Below are 22,547 nucleotides of genomic sequence, written 5' to 3'. Positions count from 1 at the left end.
GGTAATCTAACAACAATAGGGACACTTAAAACCAGCCAAAAAGAAGAACAATAATGAAATGGACTCAATTAACGAGCCTCACACTCAGTGTGTGTTTTTTAGTTATAAGTTTTTATAGCACCAGCCAAGAATACCAAATCCAAGCTGCAGATGATTGGGTGAAACAACAGCCACTGATTAAAACGGAAATCCCAGTCAACCAAATCGTCGATGGTACTTATTACCGATTACTTGATACCCAAATAAAAGTATCTGCTCAACATCCTCAGCAGCGCTACACGCGTACTGTGATGCAGGCGGTGAACCAAACTGGCATCGATTACATTAGCCAACTTAATTTAGACTTTGATCCCAGTTATCAAACCCTCACACTCAATAGTCTTGGCCTTATCCGAGATGGGCAATACATAAATAAACTCGCTAGCGCACAATTTAAGGTCTTACAACGAGAAACCGAATTAGCCAATGGAATTTACAACGGCAGCCTAAGTTTAAATATTATTGTTGATGATATGCGCATTAACGACCAGCTCGATTACAGCTTTACGATTACTGGCCGCAACCCTATTTACCAACATTTTAGCGCGTCTCGCACATTAAACTGGTCGGTACCGGTGGCGCAACAATTTATGCGTGTGTTATGGCAAAAACCCACACCACTTTATATCAATACAATTAACGGCGAGGTTGACATAAAAGACACCCCGCTCGCTGTTGGTCATGACTATCAAATCAGCTTACACAATCAAGCAACAATCACATCTTCAAGCCAAACACCATATTGGTATAACCCGTATAAACAGGTTTTTTTCTCTGAATTAAAATCATGGCAGGAAGTTGCTAACTGGGCAGCCCCTTTATATCAATCCGCAATAGAAGTAACAGATCCTGTAACACTCATTGCCGATGAAATAGCCATGCATAATCCACAAGCCTCCGATCGTATCGCCGCTGCATTAAAATTCAGTCAAGACGAGGTTCGTTATTTAGGCTTGGAGATGGGTACTAACTCCCACCAACCAACGTCGGCATCTGAAACTCTGGCACTTCGTTATGGTGATTGTAAAGACAAAACCGTACTGCTAATTTCATTACTTAAAGCAATGGGGATCAAAGCCTATCCTGCATTAGTGAACACTGACGAAGGTAAACGGTTAATTGAACTACCAGCCTCAGCACAAATATTTGATCATGTCATTGTCACGCTTGAGCATGCAGGTCAACGTTATTGGCTAGATCCAACAATAAACTATCAAACCGGAACTTTAGCGCATTTAGCACAACCAAATTATGGTTATGCCTTGATTGTTAAACCTTTTGAGCAACAGCTTACAAAAATGAGTCCCCCTGTAGATGGTATTACAATTAAAACACATGATAACTACACCATAGCTCTTAAACCTGAACAGCCAACAACATTTCAAACTAGTTACATATATAGCCAGTTTGATGCTGTAAATAGACGCAGTTCATTAGCCCGCAATGGACTCGATAAAATAGCGAAAGATTACCTAGAATATTACCAAGGCTATTTTCAAGGCATAGCCATTGATAAGCCGATGACGGTAACTGAGAATACAAATAACGGCGAGCTGTTAAGTGACGAGTTTTACCTTATTAATGATTTTTGGCAACCTGACGACGAAGGACTCAGAGCTGACTTTTATGCCTCAGAGATACAAAATAGCGTTTACGAACCCGATCAAATTAATCGCACAACGCCGCTGTATTTTAAGTACCCAAATAATATTGAAACAACTATTAAAATAAAATTTGAAGAACCAAATTGGCACTTTGATAATAAGCAAAGTGAAATTGATAATGCGTTCTTTAATTTCAAAAAGAATATCCACTTTACGGACAATATATTAACACTCGATTTTTCATTTAGCGCCAAACAAGATCATATTCCAGCTGATCAGATTAAACTGTACCTGAGCGAACGAGACAAGCTAATCGACAATGCGCAGTTTGGCATTGTTAAATATGTAACTGCAGATACCACTAGCAGTTTTGATTTAAACGATAATTGGATCATTGTAGTATTACTTGCTTACCTGCTCGCACTGATATTTTTTATTGTGGCATGGCGTATCGAGTCAGCAAAGCGCCCAACATTTAGTGATGCGCAGTTTTACCCAGTTACTAATGCAAAGTTTATTCTTTATAGTATTTTTACTTTAGGACTTTTTATTAACTACTGGAGTTATCGCAACTGGAAAGCAATTAAAATACAGCAAAATAGTCATATCATGCCGATTGCTCGCGGGATTTTCGCGATATTTTTTTATTACTCTTTATATTTAGAGCTAGTTGCACACAGCCAAACGCAGCACAATAAAAATAAAATCATGCCAAACGTCTTGGCAATTATTGCGTGGTTACTGGTTATTTTGGCAAGTCTCATGACCCGTATTGACGAAGCAACTACTATAGCTATTTGTATCCTGCCATTTTTATGGCTGCCATTAGTTAATTACATTCAACACCTAAACCAATCATCTGACGCACTTGCATACAATTCTAAATGGCGAGTAAGAAATATAGTTATCGCCACAATCTGGGTACCTATTTTATTTTTAAGCTTACTGGAAGAAGTCTATTTATTACCGAGTACCGCTATCGTAAAAGGCGATAAATTGTGGTCATTTCAAATGCAATTCTTAAAACGCCATCAATTAGTACCTATTGATGAAGATGTTTTATATTTTTACAGCGATGCGTGGGTAGATTTTCGTAACGACGGCAATGGTATAAGCGACAACTACATTTTTAGCTATTGGCAAAATGAACAAGGCCAACTTGAATCAAACTTAAAACACTTTAAGGATGTTACTAGCGTCGAAGTCACTTATGGCAGAACACAACTTGATAATACAGTGATTAAAGTTATCGACAAACAAGGCGAGCACTTTTTACTTATAGTTAATAGCGAAGGAAGCAAAGATAAAGAATTGGTAGAACAAATAAATAACCGCATTGCAAGTAATAAGACGCCATAAGCATTAGCAAGCAAAATAATCTAATATCAGCAAGAAATCGGGCTGTGTAATATTAATGCCAACAAAGTGCTTTATTTGTTGTTTTTATCAGCAAATAAAATAAATGAGAATTATTTGCAAATGGGTGTTGACAGATCATAAGATCTAACTGATAATCAATATCAACAAGACGCAAAGCACAACGACTTGTACGGAATAAACTGATTTGTTTCTCGACCCTGAAACACGTGTGGCGCACGTAAACAGCTAAGGTTACCTGTTACTAACCGCAACGCCCCTTGATGTTGGTGACAGGTAACCGCCCTACTATTTTACTTGCTACATTGCTCATATCGGTGACGGTAGATATGAAACTAAAAAAGCCCTTACGGGCTTTTTTTATGTCTGTAATTTAGCGAACTAACCAGTGGAAAAACAATTACCGGCGGTTTTTACGTGCTCGTGCTCGACGTTGTTTTTTCTCTTCTTCTTTAGCGGCTTTTTTAGCCTCAGCCGCAGCACGAAGCCCTGCAACCATCACTTCTTCTTCTTCACGCATAGCTGGAGTTTCCATAGTGATACGACCAATTATGCCATCGCGTAATTCATTAATTAGAATTTCTGACATTTTATAAGTATCAATTTGGTTACCACCACGAATACAACCACGCTTTTTACCCGCCATTTCAACAAATTCCCAATCATTTTCAGGTAATTCATCAATTTTATAACGCGCTTTTAAAAGTTCAGGATACGCCCGCAATAGATATTCAGCGGTGTAACTAGCGACTTCTTCATATTCAAGTGCGGTATCACGTATCGCACCTGTAGCACCTAAACGGTAGCCTGAGTTTTCATTTTCAACTTTTGGCCACAACATACCCGGTGTGTCGTAAAGCATGATGCCGTCTTCTAGCTTAATACGTTGCTGCGCTTTAGTAACCGCCGGTTCGTTGCCTGTTTTCGCAACAATACGACCCGCTAACACATTAATTAACGTAGATTTACCCACGTTAGGAATACCCATGATCATGGCTTTAATTTGTTTATCAGCACCAACTTTATGCGGCACTAATTTTTTACACAGTTCATTAATACGATGAACTTCAGCCGCTTTATCATTACCAAACGCAATCGCTTTTACGCCATTTTCTTGCTCAAAGTAATCCTTCCACGTTTGCGTCATTTTAGGATCGGCTAAATCAGCTTTATTCAAAATTTTGATGACCGGCTTACCTTCACGCAACGTCGCCACCATCGGGTTTTCACTACTGTAAGGAATGCGCGCATCAAGCACTTCAATGATCACATCCATTTGTGGCATTATTTCTTTAATTTCATTACGGGCTTTATTCATATGCCCAGGGAACCACTGTATTCCTGCTCTACTCATTTGATTTGTATTACCTTTATTTTCAGGCCTTTGGCCATGGGTACTAATGTGGGTACTAAAAGTAAAGATATGCTATTAGTACTTAGCTAATATGGGTAGTTTACTACATTGAGCAGGATTATTTAAAAGTTTACTTTATTCCTAAACCCAACAACAAAAAATAAATAAGAATCTCATTTATATTTTAAGGAGTTCGCAAGTGAGTTTATACAAGCAAGAATTTGGTCAAGACTTCGACTTAGGATTTGATTTAAAAGAGCATCCATATCTAATTGATAAAAGCTGGCACAATGACCTTTGCCCAAACTTCTATTTCAAAGTAGATGAACAGTACTATGTTCTATGAGTGGATTATGCTGACGAAGAGCGAAGAGAGGAAGATACGTCTAGATATGTAATTGTCGAAGCTCTTAATGAGGGAAGTAATGAAGAACCGGAAGTTTATGCTGGTGGAGGTAAAATAGCTTTTCAATGTGATTTTTTTACTGAATTGGAAGAATGGCTAAAGTTATATCAGACAAGCAACCCAAGGGTGGATATATGAAAGAAGAAGAGTACATAGAGCGTAATTATCGCATTAAGCTTCGCTGCGACTCAAAGTATTTAAAAATAGAAAGCATCAGCCATAACTATCAATTAGGTCATATGCAAATGCGTTTTATTGATGGAAAGTTAGAAATACGGGATCTATGGATAAACAATAATCAGGTGTACCAATAAAGGCCTCTGGCAAACTCATTTTGACTGGCAACTAACAAAACTAAACGGACGCTGACAGCTACCTCTAAGTAGCTAGTATTCACCTTCAACTCTGATTTAAATAGCTAAGCTGATTCCAGTTCATAACACTGCTGTTTAAGCCAACGACCTAATTTCATAATATCAGGTTGCCTAGCTCGTGTTTCCTTATAGACAAAATAGAAGTTATCTCCGGTAATAAGCTCGTGCATAGGTATGCGCACAAGACTATGCTGGCGATCCTGATCATCTATCATGTAATTACTAATGAGGGTAATTCCCAAATTATATCGAGCCGCTTCAGCGGCAAGTAAGACATGACTAAATTGATTAATTTTGACGTCTTTAGGTAATTCAAATTTACCACTCATACACCAACGTAACCAGTCGTCACCAAGACTTTCATTGGTATCTGAGTATTGTACTGATAATAACGGATGTTGCCATAATGATTCAGGTAGAGGCTTATTTCTTAACTGCTGCCAAAGCTTTTTTCCACACACTGGATAAAGTTTTTCAGTAAACATGAATTGATTGACAAAGTTACGTTCCGGTGGATTCACTGTAATAAAACAATCCGCAAATTGGTCATTATAATCCGGTTGATCCCCGACCATATTTAAAGTTATTTCTATTTCTGGGTGCTGATTTCTAAAATCTTCTAACTTCGGTATCAACCAGTTCACCGCCACAGAGCTATATAAAGCCAAACGAAGATTGCCTGATTCCCCGTGACGTATCATTTGACTGGCATTTGATAGATTTCCTAATGAGTTAGTCACTTCTTCAAAGTAACGTTCCCCGACCTTAGTCAAGGAAAAAGAACGCCCCTGTCGGTTAAACAGAGTTTCACCCAAATAGTCTTCGAGTAATCGAACTTGGTGACTAACCGCACTTTGAGTCACATTGAGGTGCTCAGCAGCTTTGGAAAAGCTATTAAGTCGCGCAACAGCTTCAAAGCATTGCAGAGCACGTAAAGGAGGCAACTTCATTATAAATTTAGCTCATACTAAAAAAATTTTAAACATTATACATCATATAAGGTATGGAATACGCTAATCATATAACCGTTTTACAAACGTAACTCTATTAATTCAGTTCCATTGACATTTTCTAGAATGTAGCAGGAGTAATGAAATGCCCAAAATAACTGTCGGACTCGCGATGACATTACTTATCATCGGAAATATAATTGGTGTTTTTTCTGACGCTTTGATAAAAACTCTGCCAGCAGATACTGCCACATACCAATTTGTATTATTTCGTCAATTGACCGCAGTGCTGATTTTACTTCCATTTTGTCTACTCAGTAATAAACAAAGCCTCTTCGCTGGCCTCAAATGGCACTTTATACGTGGCCACATTTGGTTATTAGGGGCAATATTTATGGTATTCGCTCTGGGCGCTCTGCCGTTAGCTACCGTAAATGCTATTTTCTATACAGCGCCTTTGCTTATGCTGCCGTTAGCCATGATATTGTTTCAGGAAAAGCTGACTAGCCACTCAATTGCTGCTGCTGTTTTGGGCTTTATCGGCGTACTTATCGTGGTTAAACCAACACAAATTAATTGGGCAGCGATTGCCGCCCTTGTCGTCGCATTGACTATGGCTGTAAATAATTTATTGGTTCGTAAATTACCTCAGCATCATAATGTGTTCCAAACTTTAATGCTCACCAACCTAGTAGGTATCCCAGCCGCACTTGGGTTGGCGTTATGGGAAGGCAAACCTTGGGACTGGACTCCAATGTTAACGGCAACAGGCTCCAACACTTTTATCCTAATTTATGCTGGTATATGTGTATTGGTATATAGAGCAATCGAAGCCAGTAAAATTTCCAGTGCCGAATACACTGGCTTATTAGGTGCTGTAGTTGTAGGGGTGCTGTGGTTCGATGAAATACCGGACCTGAGCTTAGCTATAGGATCTTCTTTAATTATTATTCCGCTGATTTGGTTAGCCAAGGTAGAAGCAAAGATAAAGCAAATAAGTAAAATAATATAAATGATAAAGTTAATCTAACTTTCCAACGTGACCGCGTTTGGGAACGAGCGCTTAACTGCACTCCCAAGTGGGATAAATAATAACTCTCTCCCGCTTACCGCATATCCCTACTGATTACACTAATACAGAAACGCCGCACCTTGATAGCTTTTTCAGTGCAATGATTTCGTCATGCCAAATTGATCGTAATGATTGGTACATAGGCTATCAAAAAATTGTTAGCACTGTAGCAAACGCTAAAAACGAGACTGATATAAGCGAACAGCTATTATGGGATCTTTGGTATAGCCGAGACAATTATATCTCAAGCTTAAAACAGGGTGCACTATCTAAAGAGGAGTTTGAATTATCTAAGAGTACTTTAAAAAATATTACTAAAAAAATAATTAGTAGCCAATCTTTAGTCACTTACCAAGAATGTGTAGAAGACTTACAAAAGCTGAAAGACGATGGCAAGGTAAAATATTTGCATAAAGCTCTACTCAATCGTGTTTTTGCGGTCGCTGCTCCCCAACATTTTTCCACTACCGTTACCAAAGATGCATTTGAGTACATATGCTCATATTTCACCCAAAAATGGGGGGGTTAAATATAAATACTCTAACTGGTTCGACGCTAATATTAAATTAAAAGAATTTATCCATGCTAACTTAGGCGATGACTACGATGAGTTACTAATAAATATAGTACTTTGGGTAATTTACGAAGAAAAACACTTAAGTGATTTAGCATCGAGAGAAAGTGACATAACTCTAAAAACAGCTATTAGGAAGCAAGTTGAGTCTATAGAGATACAATTTAGAGAAGCGGAGTTAGAGAGGCAATTTATCCAGTGGTTGCATAACTCTGAATATTGCCACTATGCGATTTCAAGTCAAAGCGAAGATCTAGGGCGAGCTCACATTCGTGATGTAGTTTTAAAAAGTAAAGAAACAAACACAACTTTAATTGCTGAGCTAAAATTTAAATCAAATGCCAAAGAGGATATTGAAGCCGCGATAGGACAGTTACTTCGATATGCTTTATATCCAAACACGGAAGATTGTAGTGAAATATGGGTTGTTGGTGGTAATTATCCACTCACTGACGAGTTAACATGGTTCAATGAAATTAAAAAACATGTAAACTTAAAATTGAAGTATTTTTACAAAGATCCGCAAAGTAATCAGTTCTTCGAAGAATAACCTAAGTAAGTTAATCTGATATTCAAAGCCTAGCCAAAGCACGGCACAAAAGGGAAGCATCGCGCTTCCCTTTAAAATAGTTTTAAGCTGTTTGTGCTTTTAAATTTAGCCAGTCTTCTTGTTTTAGCTTGTTCCAAGCAGCAAGAATATGAGCGGGCTTCATTTCCGACTTTCTAGCATTCCAGCTATGTACTGTATTAACAAGCTCTTCATCAGTAATGTTATTGCCTTCTAGCTCATTCGTTGCAACCCAATGTACAGTTGAAAGTAACTCCATACCGTTTTGCGACTCAAAGCCTTCTATTAGCCTCGCTACTTTATCAAATCGTTGTTTTGTTTCTGGGCATGCTTGCAAATAGTTTAGCGCCTCAATAGCCGCATCATCTTTAAGCTCAATTGGCGTATCTGGCTTATTTATGCCATCTGCATAACCAGTAATAAAGTGGCCTTCCATTTTATCTAACACATGGCGAAGTACATCGGCATAAGGGCCATAATGATGTTTTTGGAATATCACTTTGTTTAAAGGTTCACCTGCTGCCGTTAAAAAATACACAAGCTTTTGCACTTCTAGTAGCGATAAGCGATAACCAAACCCTGTAGAGGTATAACGCTCTATCAAGCCCAGCACTGCGGCTCTGCCTAGCGTCATTTCAGGTCTTTTAGTTTTATTAGGCATCGCCTGGGCAGTTGGTGCATTTTGTGGTGGATATACATGCCACTCAACGTATGGCAATTCATTTAAAGAACGCTGTATTAATGAATCGACAGCATTCCAATCTAAGCCACCTAAGCCACTTCCCAGTGCTGGTAAAGCAACTGATTTAAGACCTAATCGTTTTACCTCAGCTTTTAAGCTGTTAAGCCCTTTCTCTATATATTCAAGCTTAGACTTACCTTTCCAATGCGCTTTAGTGGGGAAGTTAATAATATAAAATGGTGCATTAATAGAGTTAAGCTCAACAGTTAACACTTCACCTGTTACCAGCTCTTTATCGTCACAGGCTTTTTTGTATACCTTAAAGTTATCAGGAAAAGCCTTTTTAAATTGCAAAGCAAGCCCTTTACCCATTACCCCTACAGTGTTAACTGTATTGATAATAGCATCAGCTTGATCATGTAAAATATTGCCAGTTTGATAAGTAATCATCTTAACCTCAGTAGTACCACTGCGGCCTAACTACGACCTCAGGTTTATGCTGTACGGTTTGTATATATTTACGCCCCTAAACCTGCCCACCCACACCTTTGAATTTTTCAACAAAAGCGGCAATTTTCTGAAAAACCGTTTGCTTCTGGGTTCGGTACTGTGGGTTTAATGGGCTAAGTTTGGGCAGCGCCTCATTCAGTGCAGTGCCATTTTCAGAGGCGTACTCACGTTTGAGTGATGACGCAATATAGCGTTTGGCAGCATCGATATTGAGCTTTTCAGAGGCAATAATGACATCGGCTTCGCGCTTCTGCTCCGCTTGGGCGAACTTGAAGAAGGCGTCGATAATGCTGGCTTTGTCATTGATCTCATCTAGGTTTGTCTGGTTAATAAAATCAACCACCAAGCTCTCTTTCGCTCTATTGCCAAGGCTACCGCGAATCATGCGACGAACTTCTTCAATCAAGCCTTCTTTACTCTTGTTCTTCTTATTGTGATCAAAAATCAGTTCAAGAATGTAATCAAGGTTAATTTCTTGAGATTTAAGCAAATCAATTTCAAAAACCACATCGTCCCAGTCTACCGTTGACTTATCTTTGTCCTGACCTTCTTTATCGCGTCGCAACCAGTCACGGGTATCATTGTAAGTAGAGCGATAATCTTGAATAGCACGTTCGCTCGGCATATCGATGGTTTGCATTGCCTCGATGTCTGCATCATCCAGATAGTACTTTGACTTGAACTCTTTAACAGCTTGTTCATCACTGATATCTAAGCTTTGCAGTGCTTTTAATCCAGCAAACTCATCGTAGTTTTGTAAAATATTTTCTGCTTTTAGGTATTCACCAAACAGCTTGGCAAACTCTTTTTTATCTTGTTCTTTTTCAATATTTTCTGGGTTTGGAAAACGTTCTTGCAACTCTTTTACGATATCAACAAAACCTCGACGCGCTTGGCCAGTAGCAATATCGTTAAAGCCTTCCATGTATTCTTTGTAGCTCTTCTCCAGCACCACGTTTTTGGTGTTTTTGTCACCAAACAGGGTTATGGCATCAATGGTCGCCTGTTCCAAGTCACGAAAGGTAACAATATTGCCAAAGGTCTTAGTCGCATCATAAATGCGGTTAGTGCGAGAAAACGCCTGCATCAAACCGTGATAACGCAAATTCTTATCAACAAACAAGGTGTTGAGCGTCGGTGCATCAAAGCCCGTTAAAAACATACCCACCACGATGAGCAAGTCTATTTCTTGGTTCTTAACTCGTTGGGCAAGGTCACGGTAGTAGTTCTGAAAGCCATTACTGTCTACGCCGTAGTTAGATTTAAACATGGCGTTGTAATCGTTAATCGCGGCGCTCAAAAACTCTTTTGCACTACTATTCATGGCATTGACTTCAAAGCTCTCATCTAAAATATCACCAATGGCGTCCTGCTCTTCATTAGCAGCAAATGAGAAGATAGTCGCAATGCGCAGAGGTTTACTTGTGGGGCTATTTTCTGCCTCGGCCTGCAATGTTTTGAAGGTTTCATAGTACGCTTTCGCTGCATCAACACTACTTACCGCAAACATGGCGTTAAACCCTTTTGCACCAGAATAGGCTCGATGAGTTTTCTGGTTAAAATGGCTCAGAATATACCGCGAGATTTCACTAATTCGCATGGGATGTAAAAACGCTTTCTTATTCTCAGCGGCACTGAGTTTTTTATCGTCTTGTTCAGTCTCAATGCTCTTAAATTGCGGACGAACATCGTTATAGTCCACTTTGAATTTAAGTACTTTTTCATCACGAATGGCATCCGTGATAACATATGTATGCAACTGCTGGCCAAACACGTCGCCCGTGGTTTCTGCACCCAAGGCGTTTTCAGGGAAAATTGGCGTACCGGTAAAGCCAAACTGGTAGTACTTTTTGAATTTCTTCTTGAGGTTTTTTTGCGCCTCACCGAATTGGCTGCGGTGGCACTCATCAAAAATAAACACCACTTGCTTGTTGTATATCGCTAAATCGCTCTCATTCTTTATTAAATTGTTGAGCTTTTGAATAGTGGTAACAACAATCTTGTTATCGTCTTTATCCAGGTTGCTTTTTAGCCCTGCGGTACTGTCTGAACCATTCACACTATCAGGCGAAAATCGCTGATATTCTTTCATAGTTTGAAAATCGAGATCTTTTCTGTCTACCACAAAAAAGACTTTATCAATACTGTCTAAATCGGTGGCTAAACGTGCCGCTTTAAAGCTGGTGAGTGTTTTTCCTGAACCCGTGGTGTGCCAAATGTATCCGCCACTTTCAGGCTTAGCCCAATCTTTAGCGTTAAACGCGCTCTTTATCTTCCATAAAATGCGCTCAGTGGCGGCAATCTGGTAGGGGCGCATGACCAACAAAGTATTGCTGACATCAAACACCGAGTAACGCAATATCACTTCAAGCAACGTCTCTTTCTGGAAAAAAGTGGCGGTAAAGTCTTTTAAATCCTTAATAAGCGTATTGTCAGATTTTGCCCAGTTCATCGTAAAGTCGAAGCTGTTTTTGTCACGTTTCGTGGTATTGGCAAAATAGCGCGTGTCGGTGCCATTGGAGATCACGAACAGCTGTAAGAACTTGTACAAGGAGTTATCGGCATTAAAACTCTCTTTGCTGTACCTATGTAATTGGTTAAACGCCTCGCGGATCGCCACACCCCGTTTTTTCAGTTCAATTTGCACCAAAGGCAAACCATTGACCAAAATCGTCACATCATAACGGTTTGCATGGCTTCCCGTTTGTTCAAACTGCTTAATCACCTGCACTTTGTTACGAGCAATGGTCTTCTTGTCGAACAGGTAGATGTTTTCTATATGGCCATCATCAAACACAAAATCGAAGATATAGTCACTATGCACCTTGCGGGTTTTGTCGAGAATATTGTCGCTTGGTGTGTTCAGGTATTGATCGCAAAAGCGAACCCATTCGGCATCGGTAAACTCGACCTTATTAAGGGCTTGTAGCTGCTTGCGCACATTCGCCAGCATGGCATCGGGCGTGGTTATCGCGGGTAAATACTCATAGCCTTGATTGCTTAGATCCTGAATCAGCTCACGCTCTAAATCACCTTCGCTCTGAAAGTTTTCATTAACTTGCCAGTCTTTAGTGTATTTATCTAAAACAATAAAATTATTTGATTCTGCCACTGTTTTATAAGTCGTCATTCGTTTACATCCTTTTTCTTACTTCCATGCCCAAGTAGCTTTTTAACCTCGCGGTCAAAGTCAGATTCTATTTTTTGTTGTTTGTTAAATTGCTCATAAGCTTCATGGGCTTTTAGCTCAGCCGCCTTGCGGGTTACATTGCCATAGCCTTCTAACACTTGGTACTCATTAAATGCTAAAAACTTATTCACACTTTCAGCGAAGGCTTCCATGGTAAAAGTATTACGGCGTTCAATAATACCTTCTATGTAATCAAAAAATGCTGAAACTGCGCGCTCTAACTTTTTAATTTCATCTTCTGCCAGATAGTTTTTCGCAACCGTAGTGTCTGATTTAAGTATCCGCCCCTCAGGTGCATTTTTATAAGTGCTCATGCCCATTAATGGCTTATTAGCGTCAGCTTTAAGTGCAATAATTTCAGCCGCAGTATGGCCGGTAATCGCAAAGTGAAACTTGTCTTGTACATGAGCATAAAACAGCCGCGTAGTTTCTGATTTTGCATCGTAATCAATACTACATTCTGCAAAAATGTCAGTGATTTGCTGATAAATACGTCGCTCACTGGTACGAATAGAGCGAACGCGATCCAGTAACTCTTTAAAATAATCTTTACCAAAGAAACGACCATTTTTAAGTCGCTCATCATCCATGGCAAAGCCTTTGATGATGTAGTCTTTAATCAACTGTGTTGCCCAAATCCTAAACTGGGTGGCTTGCGCTGAATTAACCCGATAACCAACTGAAATCACCGCATCTAGGTTGTAGTATTTCACCGGTTTAGTTTGAGTTTTGTCAGCAATAGCGCCATGTGCAGTGGTATTTTCCAAAATGGAAATAACCAGTTCCTCTTGTAATTCACCACTTTCAAAAATGTTTTTCAAATGCTTAGAAATAGCAGGAACACCCACACCAAATAATTCAGCAATACGCTTTTGGGTCAGCCAAATGGTTTCGCCACTGAGTAATACTTCTACTTTCACATCACCGTTAGGCGCGGTATAAAGTAAAAATTCAGAGGTTTGATCTTGTAGGCTGATGTTAGGCATTGGCTTCTCCTTGCAGTTTGAAACCATAGTTATTTAATAAATGTTCAAGTAGAAACTTAACAATCTGCTTCTCAGGTTCGGTAGGTTCTGCAACTTCTTCGTTTGATAATGAACGATGACTATAAAAGTGCATCACTCGTTTGGCGTATAGCTCGCGGCTTTCGGGTAATAACGCTGTCCAATCTGCGTACCCCAAAAATGCTGCGACTTTCTCATAAAGGTTGCGCAGCAAATTGAAGTGGAAACGCTGTATTTCATTGTTCGTAATAGCTTGTTCAATCAATTGCTTGATATACAAGTGATATGAAAAACTGGTATTCGCGCCACCTTTTTTTTCTTTTAGATCAAAGGTCCCATCTTCAAATCGTTGCAATAAGTAACAAATTTTCGCATTAAGCTCATTGTGTAACACATTGTAAAATAGTGGATTATGTGTCGATATGATAAATTTAAGCTTCTCAGATTTGCTTAACTTGATTAGTTCCGCCAAATTAACTGCAAGTTCAATTAAATGGTTTTCATCTAATGAGCTGACGGGGTCATCAATGAACACATATTCTAGCTGATTGAAGCTCTCATCATCCTCTTCATCAGGGTTATTCATGACCCTAACAACTTGCTCTAGAAGCCCATGAAAAATACTCCAGACAAAGTTACTTTCTTCGCCCTTAGATATTTTTACATGCTGTGCCCTTTCAGCATTTCCTCGCTCAAATGAAAACGTTACTTGAGTAAAGTCTTCATTAAAATGAGGCGTCAACTTCTCGTTGCTATAACGCTGAAACAAACTGGTGATGTTAGCCTCTTGACCTTGTACTTTTAATATCCAATCGGTAAACGTATTGGGTTGGATTTTTAACTTCGGCTCTGCATCAGCATCTAAATCGTTATCCCAGTAAAATAAGTCTTCCGTAAACGCGTTGTAATACAAGATCTTGTGGCGCGACAGAGGCGCTTGCTCTGCATCAATAAGCGCATCTTGCCCATCGTCTTTCGGCGCAATGATCTCTTTAAATTCACGCGACAAACGCGTTTTACCTGTGCCGTTAAAGGCATAGATCAACTGCACCTTTTTGTCGGTCGCTTGCAACAACTCTGCTATTTCCGTTAGCGTTTTACTCATTAAGCGGTCTCATCTGAATGAGATTGAGGGAAGCTCAACAACATGTCACGATAATACTCGTATTGCTTTTGGCGTAGCTCTATTTCGCATGGGAGAGCTTTGACAAATTCATCGAACTTATCGAGGGCACAGACGATTCGTTGTTGATCTGCTATAGGTGGTATTGGGATTTTAACTTTTTTGAGAGAATCCATCGTTAAGGAAACATTCGCACCACCTCTCATCAAAGGGACTAGCATGACATCTTTTTTGTCAAATAGATAATACCTTAGAAACTTCGCAGATAACACTTCACTGTCATTCGGGATGATTGCACACAAGATATTACCCAGAGCAAATTTACCATTTTGGTAGTATATTCGGTCTATACTTGCTACACCATGCCCTCTAGATGATATTAATGGCACGCATACAGCAGGACAATCAAATTGATATTCAGAAGATGACTGCCTTTCTTCAGTTGTAGCAACAAGTGGAAATTTGCCCGGCGTTGCTTTTTTTATTGGCGTAGCACCTTTTTTGATATCACAGCATTCTCCGATACTTATCTGTTGAGTCGTTTCTGTAAATTTCAAAAGTTCAAACTGATAATGACTATATTGCTTTTTCCTCATGTTAAGCTCGGTAGTAAGCTCGGCGATTAAAGCGTTAAATCCATCCAGAATACGCACAATTTCAGCTTGTATTGCCAGCGATTCTTCTGGGTTATCTGGGCATGGGATGGGGACTGGGAGAGATTTAAGTTGTTTGGCCGTAATTAGCGGCTGCCCCGCCCCCTGGGAAAACTTATTAAGATTTATATTTACTAAGAAGTAATACAAGTACTTTAAGCTAATACATTCTTTAGTATTGATTATCAATGTGTTATCAGATACGTCGTACTCTCCTTGAGCAATATTTACACGCCCAGCATTAGCGCCTACTCTTGCAACTAAAATCTGCTCATGTTTATAAATTAGGGTATCCGTTCTCCCGATCACTCCAGTCGATCCAAAAACTGGATACAATCCACCTTCACTTTTTTTCTTATTTCTACCAGAAGAAATTCCGACACAAAGGTTTCCTAAACTTTCCCACTGAACCTCAACCCCATCTAAGAGTTTCTTCATGTAGCTCAACTGACTCATGCGTCAACCTCCTCACCTTCAATTTCCACGACTATGGCATCAATATCACTGCGAAGCTGATCGATCTTTGCAACAGTGGTTTTAAGCTCGGCGTTGAGTGTGTTGATGTCTATCACTTCGCGCGTGTCTTTGGCTTCCACATAACTGCTTACCGAAAGGTTGTAGTCATTTTTCGCTATGTCATCCAATTCTACAGATTGTGCAAAATGCTCCACGTTCTCTTTATTGACAAACACTTTCATGATGTCTTCGATGTGTTTATCGGTCAGTACATTAGTATTGGTTTCTTTTTTGAAGTGGGCTTCGCTGCTAGCGTCTATAAACTGGATGGTGGTGTCGGACTTGTGTTTTGATAGCACCAAAATATTCACGGCAATAGTGGTGCCGAAGAACAAGTTTGATGCCAGTGAAATCACGGTTTCAACGTAGTTGTTATCAACCAAGTACTGGCGAATTTTTTGCTCAGCACCACCACGGTAAAAAATACCGGGGAAGCAAACAATGGCTGCGCGGCCTTTGCTTGATAGGTAACCCAGCGCATGCAATACAAAAGCAAAGTCGGCTTTTGATTTAGGCGCTAATACGCCAGCGGGCGCAAAGCGGTCATCGTTGATTAGGGTTGGGTCGTCACTGCCAATCCATTTCACCGAATAAGGCGGGTTAGAGACAATGGCATCAAAGGGTTTGTCATCTAAAAAGTGTGGTTCGGTTAAGGTATCACCCAACTGAATATTGAACTTGTCGTAGTTAATGTTGTGCAAAAACATGTTCATACGCGCTAAGTTGTAGGTGGTGTGGTTGAGTTCTTGGCCAAAAAAACCATCTTCAATGATATGCGCATCAAAATGCTTTTTGGCTTGTAGCAGCAACGAACCAGAACCCGCCGCAGGGTCATAGATTTTATTCACACTAGTTTGTCCGTGCATGGCCAGCTGCGCGATGAGTTTTGAAACATGCTGAGGCGTGAAAAATTCGCCACCTGATTTACCCGCATTGGCTGCATAATTTGAAATAAGGAACTCGTAAGCATCACCAAACAGATCGTTTTCGTTGTCTTCAAATTGAATGATATTTAAGCCAGCCACGCCTTTTAATACAGCAGCAAGGCGTTTGTTTTTTGCCTCTACCGTATTACCTAAGCGATTACTGGTGGTATCAAAATCAGCAAACAGGCCTTTGATGTCTTTTTCTGAATCATAGCCATTGGCTGAGTTTTCGATTGCAGCAAAAATAGCCGCCAAATCAGTATTTAAGTTTTCGTTCTTATGCGCATTAGCCGCCACATTGCTAAACAACTGGCTTGGAAGGATAAAATACCCTTTAGTGCGAACTGCATCATCTTTTGCAGCTAGAATGTTTTCATCATCATCGTCCATGGCAGCATAATTAACACTCTCATCACCGCCAGTAATGTAAAGCTCAAAGTTCTCACTGATAAAACGATAGAACAAAGTACCCAACACGTACTGCTTGAAGTCCCAGCCATCTACTGAACCTCGCACATCGTTAGCAATAGCCCATATTTGTCGTTGAAGCTCAGCACGTTGTTGATTACTTGTCATTTCTTTATTCCCGTAAAGTACGTTATTTAATATTAAGCCGCATATTTTAGTAAGTCAGATAAAGCCAATACGAGCTTTATCTGACTTACTTTTCATTCAAATAATACTACCACAAATTCTATATAATCAATCTGCTGCTTCAGTTTATAAATAGTTTTATTGTCTTTACACTTCCCTTTCACCAATTCTTTCCATTATCCAATCATCCACTTCTGACTCAAGCCAGGCTACAGATTTGGCACCTAACGATACTTGCTTTGGAAATGTGCCTTTAGTCATAAACTCATAAATTGTTGAACGGCCTAGTGATGTTTTTTCGATTACTTCTTTTAATTTGATTAAACGCATGGAATTTCTCCGGTTGGCTATTAGTACATAACCTTTCCGGGGCCAGTATTTTTTTATGCCCTCAAACAAAAAACTTACACATATACATCACTAACTTGCATGAACCACTTAAGAGGAATTTACAATGCAAGGTCAACAGTCGTTATATGAATTTAAACACCCCGTAAATGATGAGCAAATACTTGAAGCTGCTGCATACATAATCGCTAAGAAGCAGTTTAGAGATGGCGTTTTAAATAGCCCTAATGATTGCGAAGAGTACTTAAAACATAAACTCGCGATACATGAACATGAAGTATTTGCCGTACTATTTTTAGATAGCCAGAACCGTATACTGGAGTTTAAAGAGCTATTTAGAGGCACTATTAACGCTGCTAGCGTTTATCCTAGAGAAGTTGTTAAAGAGGTGCTGGAGCTTAATGCGGCATCCGTTATATTGGCGCATAACCACCCTTCGGGCGTTACTACGCCCTCTCAAGCAGACAAGCTTATTACTACCAAATTACAGCAGGCACTTAATCTAATTGATGTATCTGTGCTTGATCACATCATCATTGGCGAAAGCACGTATTCATTTGCTGAACATGGATTAATTTAAAAGGGATTAGATATGGCGTTAAAAATAGAGCAAGTATCAGGCTTAAAAGTGCCTGACTCTTTTATTAGTGTGATTGTAAGTGCAATTACTAATCGAAGTGATTCTGTAGGGGAAGCCAAGGCGGTGACGCTTAACTTTAGAGATCCAGATTACAGCCCTGAAGCTGGAGGCTTTCACCCTGTAGAGGTTAGGTTAGAAAAGCAGGCCACCAGCTGGCAGCTTGTTTATATTACTGACTTTTCGTATCAGGGCCGTTATACCCCTGAACTGATAAAAGAAATTGATGTGTGTTTTAGTATTAAGCAGGTTTATCACTTTTTAGCTGGTTGGTTGAATGCTAGGGAAGGTGAAGTGTTGTTAGCCTTGTTTATTTCAAACTTTGTTGAGTACTACAACACTGGCTGTTATCAGGTTACGGTTACAACTGAATAAAGGGAGGTTTTTATGGCTGAAGTACAAGCAGTTAAAGATCTTGATACAGTAAGGCTCATTAGCTATTTACTAGAAAAGCGTTGCTCAGGACAAATGAGCCAAATATGGAACATTGGCTTAAACCTCGCACTTAGAATATCTGACTTACTTGCAGTGAAGTTTACTGACATAAGTAACAATAGGTTGATTGTTTACGAGTCAAAGACCTCGAAATTAGCTGAAATAAAGCTAAATGATAAGGCGCTTACCTTAATCAACGAAATTAAACTGACTCATCCACATCACATCTACTTATTTCAATCATACCGAAATCAACAAGCAATTAACTCAAAGCCTAAGCCGCTATCACGCAGAGCGGTTACAAAAGCATTTGCGCTCGTTGGTGAAGAACTAAATATTCATTTGGGGACTCACTCAATGCGTAAAACACGCGGTTATCACTTGTATCAGAAAACCCACGACATCGCCCGAGTAATGAAAATGCTTCGCCATAGCTCCGAAGCAACAACACTTCGTTATATAGGCATAACACAGGAGGAAATAGACAAAGACTTTGAAGAACTAGAGCTATAACCCTTATTAGCGTCATTCTGGCGCTTGTTTTACTTAACTAAAAGGAAGGTATTATGTCTTTAGATAAAGCTGTTTCGTGCGGCTTGGTTGGTAATGAGCTATCTAAACAGATAACTGGCAGTATTGATGCTAGCGTAAGCAGAACAGCTGTGGCTATAGGCTCCGGTGCAGCTGCTGGAGCGCTTACATCTGGCGCAATAGTAATTGGTGCAGGCGTTGCCTCTGCGCCTGTTACAATCCCTTTGGCGGTAGCTGGTGGAGTCGTTGCTGGCATTGCTAGTTTGTTTGATTAGTTAAATACGAGTGCTCAATATGAGCACTCTTTTAAAGTGTAATAACACCGTTTATTTTTTAGGTTCTCATAATGGTATTTTGGGAACTTGCCATCCCTTATATACTAAGGGTTTGAGCTTATTTAGCTAGTTGAAGGTCTCAAAACACTGTTAAGTAGCTTAATGGGAAGTTGATTACCTTCTGCTGCAACCAAAGTAATTATCTTTACTACCAAAAGCTTTTGTATCAACTTTTGCAAAATAACTAACTCTAAAGAATAGCTGTTCAAAATCCTCTGCAAAGTTTTCACTGTTCCTATTAAGCCTGTATGTATGATTATCAGGAAATTCTACACACTTACCTGCATCATAGGTTTCAATCCCTATAGACTTGGCCCAAGCCCTTATTATACGAGAAGCCATATTATCACCATTACCTTGATAATTACCTAAACCATAATAAGTGTCTTTATTCAGAAAAATCGCAACATGATAATGAGGCATGCAAGAGCTATCTTGCTCTTTAACCCATATGTATCTCAAACTACTATGGTGAGCATTACCGTTTCTTTTAATTTTATCTTTAATGTCACGCTTTATTTCTAGATCAAGATTCTTAAAAAAGCTCGATATATGCGATGTTTGTAAACTTGCGATTTGATCAATAATCCCAAAGCTAACTGGAAATCTTAAATCAAATCTAATAGCCAAAGTCCTAGGATGTTCATTCAGGCTTTGAGTTAGAACCTGCTCAATAGATATTAAATAATTTTGTATCAAGTCTCCTTTATTCCATACAGGAATATTTTTGTAGAACCCTACTTTGTTTATCACTAAGTTCCTATTAACTGGATGACGTTTATTCATAATTTCCTCTTAATTTAATTAGTCACATAAGAGGTGTCTCCTTAGTAATTATTTATCCATTATTCCTTAATATGTTTGGAGAGATAGTGCCGTGTATATATTACCTATACAGAAAAACAACCCATCAGATTTGTGTAGTATGAATCAAAAAACCATAGGCTGTTGAGTTGAATTTAACAGAAAGAAAAAAGAGAAAAGTAGTACCGATGTGGGATCAATTCATCTACCTACAAAGCTTAATATTTGCTTTTTCAAAACTGGCATGCGATAGATCATAAAATCAAAACTAAGAAAATAAACACCAAAGAACAGCTTACCCCAGTAAAAACGTGCCCATAAAAAGCATCTTAGTTACGTATTTTTTACTATATATAGTTTGATTTTTTATGAATAAATCACTTATAAATTATGCTTTAGTTATGCTATAAATGAACTTCACTTAATAAGGAATTACAAAAATGTCATGGCTAAACACATTCAAAAATGATGAAAGATCACTCTTGTGGTTAGTTAAATATATTCATCACACTGAGTTGTTTCAGGTAAATCAACTCCCTAAAAACATTAAAGAAGCTCGCTATATTATTCAGTGTTGGGAAAATGAATCCATTAATGAAACAGGGTGGCGTCTCAAGTATGAATTGAGAAAGTTAATGAAGAGTTACTTTGCAAATATGCTACCTATTGAGAGTTTCAATTGGCTGTCAGATAGTGAGCCAAAACAGTTATGCTGGGTATTTTTTTACTTGAAATTTAATCCTCCTAAACGCTATTACTACGCCCCCCCAAATAAGTACTTTCGAGATTTTGCTTGTAACGTTAAAGAGATTTACTCTCTAATCATTAGAATTTTTGATGCTACACTTTGCGGCGAAGAAGTTAAACAAGACTACTTACTGACTATGAAGCGCAGCTATTCACAGTTTGTAACAGGTAAAACACCACTTCCATGGTTAGATATAAAAGATGAAAAAACATGTATCTGGGTTTGGCGTTATCTAATAGAGAAACTAGAGGTAGCTTCAGGGAAAAAAGATACGCTCCAATTCATAAAACCAATTGATAATGAGACAATCTATTGGTCTGTTATTGCGTTGATAAGTAATTGGAATTTTTTAAACGGTCGCTACTTAGAGCGTTTCACTGCACCACTAACAAGTATTACTCTAGTTAGTAAGTACTTTTCTAAAAAGAAGGTTTCTAATCACAATAATACCGTAAATATTACAGCGAGAAATGCGCCCTTCATCGACCTGAACACAGAAAACAGCTCTGAGGTCACAAATAAAACACCTTTTTTAGAATTATATTCGCATTATCTAGAATTAAAAAACAAAGACAAAGCTGCTCTTAAAAAAGCCTCATTAAAATCATTGAACTGCGATCAATATGCACATTACAAAGTTAATCCATATCCTAATAGCGCAATCATGGGATATGTAGAAAGAAAATATAACGGTATAAGATTTACAATAGACGGTATAAATACTTATCAGGATATACCCGTTCACTCTAATGCATTGAAATTAAATATAGTTTTTGTTGGTTTAAAAAAAGACAAGCTACCAACAACAAGTGAACTAACTACAGCATTATACAACGCACACAAACAAAATATACTTCGCCAAAAGAATAATAACCTCTTTGGTTTAACCAAAGCCAACCAAAAAAAACTAACCAACTACGCTAAAAAACTAAATACTACAGAGAGAAAAGCTCTCAATGAAATAGTCAAAGCAAAACTTGATTAAGTACATTTATTTGAGACTAGCCTGCTCAATTAACTCACTCCACCAGCCCATTATTGGCCTGCGTTGCTCTAAATAGTCAGAACGCTAAGGGATCCCCAAAAATAATTATTAAGTTTCAATTACATCACTCACATCCATATTTTTCCAATCGATTTGCACTACTACCTGTACGAAATAGGCTAGTCCTTCCAAATAATCTCGCCGTCGC

General features: G+C 38.9%; 21 protein-coding genes. 11 read left to right on the top strand and 10 right to left on the bottom strand.

What is annotated here, in order from left to right:
• Nucleotides 1-53: 53 nt before the first annotated feature.
• Nucleotides 54-3,002, top strand: coding sequence for a DUF3857 domain-containing transglutaminase family protein (locus H5200_RS03180; RefSeq protein WP_182760934.1), 2,949 nt, complete (start codon nt 54-56; stop codon nt 3,000-3,002).
• Nucleotides 3,003-3,420: 418 nt separating this feature from the next.
• Here the strand turns inward: H5200_RS03180 and ylqF are convergent, their stop codons facing one another.
• Nucleotides 3,421-4,374: a ribosome biogenesis GTPase YlqF gene (gene ylqF / locus H5200_RS03175; protein ID WP_145240293.1), complete on the bottom strand. Its 954-nt coding sequence runs from the start codon at nt 4,372-4,374 to the stop codon at nt 3,421-3,423.
• A gap of 199 nt (nt 4,375-4,573) precedes the next feature.
• On the opposite strand from ylqF, the gene H5200_RS23880 reads away from it, so the two are divergent.
• Entirely contained in the window at nt 4,574-4,720 is a 147-nt protein-coding gene (locus H5200_RS23880) for a hypothetical protein (RefSeq protein ID WP_259399165.1), read from the top strand.
• 194 nt (nt 4,721-4,914) lie between these two features.
• Nucleotides 4,915-5,094: a hypothetical protein gene (locus tag H5200_RS03165; protein WP_036973933.1), complete on the top strand. Its 180-nt coding sequence runs from the start codon at nt 4,915-4,917 to the stop codon at nt 5,092-5,094.
• Between the two features lie 104 nt (nt 5,095-5,198).
• On the opposite strand, the gene H5200_RS03160 is transcribed toward H5200_RS03165, so the two are convergent.
• Nucleotides 5,199-6,104 (bottom strand): LysR substrate-binding domain-containing protein, encoded by a 906-nt coding sequence (locus tag H5200_RS03160; protein WP_036973935.1) that lies wholly within the window; start codon nt 6,102-6,104, stop codon nt 5,199-5,201.
• 145 nt (nt 6,105-6,249) lie between these two features.
• Here H5200_RS03160 and H5200_RS03155 point away from each other — a divergent pair, with 145 nt between their 5' ends.
• The 3 genes from H5200_RS03155 to H5200_RS23870 all read left to right on the top strand — a co-directional run bounded on the left by H5200_RS03155 (nt 6,250) and on the right by H5200_RS23870 (nt 8,300).
• Nucleotides 6,250-7,116, top strand: a complete 867-nt coding sequence (locus tag H5200_RS03155; protein WP_036973937.1) for a DMT family transporter — start codon at nt 6,250-6,252, stop codon at nt 7,114-7,116.
• A gap of 160 nt (nt 7,117-7,276) precedes the next feature.
• Nucleotides 7,277-7,705, top strand: coding sequence for a hypothetical protein (locus tag H5200_RS23875; RefSeq protein ID WP_225736607.1), 429 nt, complete (start codon nt 7,277-7,279; stop codon nt 7,703-7,705).
• Nucleotides 7,662-8,300 (top strand): hypothetical protein, encoded by a 639-nt coding sequence (locus tag H5200_RS23870; protein WP_225736606.1) that lies wholly within the window; start codon nt 7,662-7,664, stop codon nt 8,298-8,300. The genes H5200_RS23875 and H5200_RS23870 overlap by 44 nt, the downstream gene beginning before the upstream one ends.
• A gap of 82 nt (nt 8,301-8,382) precedes the next feature.
• Here H5200_RS23870 and H5200_RS03145 read toward each other — a convergent pair whose 3' ends face one another.
• The 7 genes from H5200_RS03145 to H5200_RS03115 all read right to left on the bottom strand — a co-directional run bounded on the left by H5200_RS03145 (nt 8,383) and on the right by H5200_RS03115 (nt 17,846).
• Nucleotides 8,383-9,450, bottom strand: a complete 1,068-nt coding sequence (locus H5200_RS03145) for a macro domain-containing protein (RefSeq protein WP_182760933.1) — start codon at nt 9,448-9,450, stop codon at nt 8,383-8,385.
• Between the two features lie 76 nt (nt 9,451-9,526).
• A complete protein-coding gene (locus H5200_RS03140) occupies nt 9,527-12,640 on the bottom strand; it encodes an HsdR family type I site-specific deoxyribonuclease (RefSeq protein WP_182760932.1) in 3,114 nt (1,037 codons plus the stop codon).
• Nucleotides 12,637-13,686: a virulence RhuM family protein gene (locus H5200_RS03135; RefSeq protein ID WP_182760931.1), complete on the bottom strand. Its 1,050-nt coding sequence runs from the start codon at nt 13,684-13,686 to the stop codon at nt 12,637-12,639. Before H5200_RS03135 ends, H5200_RS03140 begins: the two co-directional genes overlap by 4 nt.
• Nucleotides 13,679-14,809, bottom strand: coding sequence for an AAA family ATPase (locus H5200_RS03130; protein ID WP_182760930.1), 1,131 nt, complete (start codon nt 14,807-14,809; stop codon nt 13,679-13,681). Before H5200_RS03130 ends, H5200_RS03135 begins: the two co-directional genes overlap by 8 nt.
• Complete coding sequence (locus tag H5200_RS03125; protein ID WP_182760929.1) at nt 14,809-15,936, bottom strand: restriction endonuclease subunit S; 1,128 nt, start codon at nt 15,934-15,936, stop codon at nt 14,809-14,811. The genes H5200_RS03130 and H5200_RS03125 overlap by 1 nt, the downstream gene beginning before the upstream one ends.
• On the bottom strand, nt 15,933-17,498 hold the full coding sequence (locus H5200_RS03120) for a type I restriction-modification system subunit M (RefSeq protein ID WP_182760928.1): 1,566 nt from the start codon (nt 17,496-17,498) through the stop codon (nt 15,933-15,935). The genes H5200_RS03125 and H5200_RS03120 overlap by 4 nt, the downstream gene beginning before the upstream one ends.
• Before the next feature lie 165 nt (nt 17,499-17,663).
• Nucleotides 17,664-17,846, bottom strand: coding sequence for an AlpA family transcriptional regulator (locus tag H5200_RS03115; protein WP_024595467.1), 183 nt, complete (start codon nt 17,844-17,846; stop codon nt 17,664-17,666).
• 124 nt (nt 17,847-17,970) lie between these two features.
• Between H5200_RS03115 and radC the strand changes: the two genes are divergently transcribed.
• From radC to H5200_RS03095, 4 genes are read left to right on the top strand one after another with little or no spacing between them, the layout of a single operon-like run.
• A complete protein-coding gene (gene radC, locus H5200_RS03110; protein WP_024595466.1) occupies nt 17,971-18,444 on the top strand; it encodes a DNA repair protein RadC in 474 nt (157 codons plus the stop codon).
• Between the two features lie 12 nt (nt 18,445-18,456).
• Entirely contained in the window at nt 18,457-18,876 is a 420-nt protein-coding gene (locus H5200_RS03105) for a DUF2787 domain-containing protein (protein ID WP_182760927.1), read from the top strand.
• 12 nt (nt 18,877-18,888) lie between these two features.
• On the top strand, nt 18,889-19,449 hold the full coding sequence (locus H5200_RS03100) for a tyrosine-type recombinase/integrase (RefSeq protein WP_182760926.1): 561 nt from the start codon (nt 18,889-18,891) through the stop codon (nt 19,447-19,449).
• Nucleotides 19,450-19,502: 53 nt separating this feature from the next.
• Nucleotides 19,503-19,742 carry a hypothetical protein gene (locus H5200_RS03095; protein ID WP_182760925.1) on the top strand — a complete coding sequence of 80 codons (240 nt, stop codon included), beginning with the start codon at nt 19,503-19,505 and terminating at the stop codon, nt 19,740-19,742.
• A 174-nt stretch (nt 19,743-19,916) separates the two neighbouring features.
• On the opposite strand, the gene H5200_RS03090 is transcribed toward H5200_RS03095, so the two are convergent.
• Nucleotides 19,917-20,588, bottom strand: coding sequence for an inovirus Gp2 family protein (locus H5200_RS03090; RefSeq protein ID WP_182760924.1), 672 nt, complete (start codon nt 20,586-20,588; stop codon nt 19,917-19,919).
• 458 nt (nt 20,589-21,046) lie between these two features.
• Here H5200_RS03090 and H5200_RS03085 point away from each other — a divergent pair, with 458 nt between their 5' ends.
• Nucleotides 21,047-22,339, top strand: a complete 1,293-nt coding sequence (locus H5200_RS03085) for a hypothetical protein (RefSeq protein ID WP_182760923.1) — start codon at nt 21,047-21,049, stop codon at nt 22,337-22,339.
• The last annotated feature ends 208 nt before the right edge of the window (nt 22,340-22,547 follow it).

This window comes from Pseudoalteromonas sp. SG43-7 (assembly GCF_014164295.1).
GTDB lineage: Bacteria > Pseudomonadota > Gammaproteobacteria > Enterobacterales > Alteromonadaceae > Pseudoalteromonas > Pseudoalteromonas rhizosphaerae.
The sequence above is the reverse complement of the archived record's forward strand: the minus strand, read 5'-3'. Positions and strand labels throughout refer to the sequence as shown.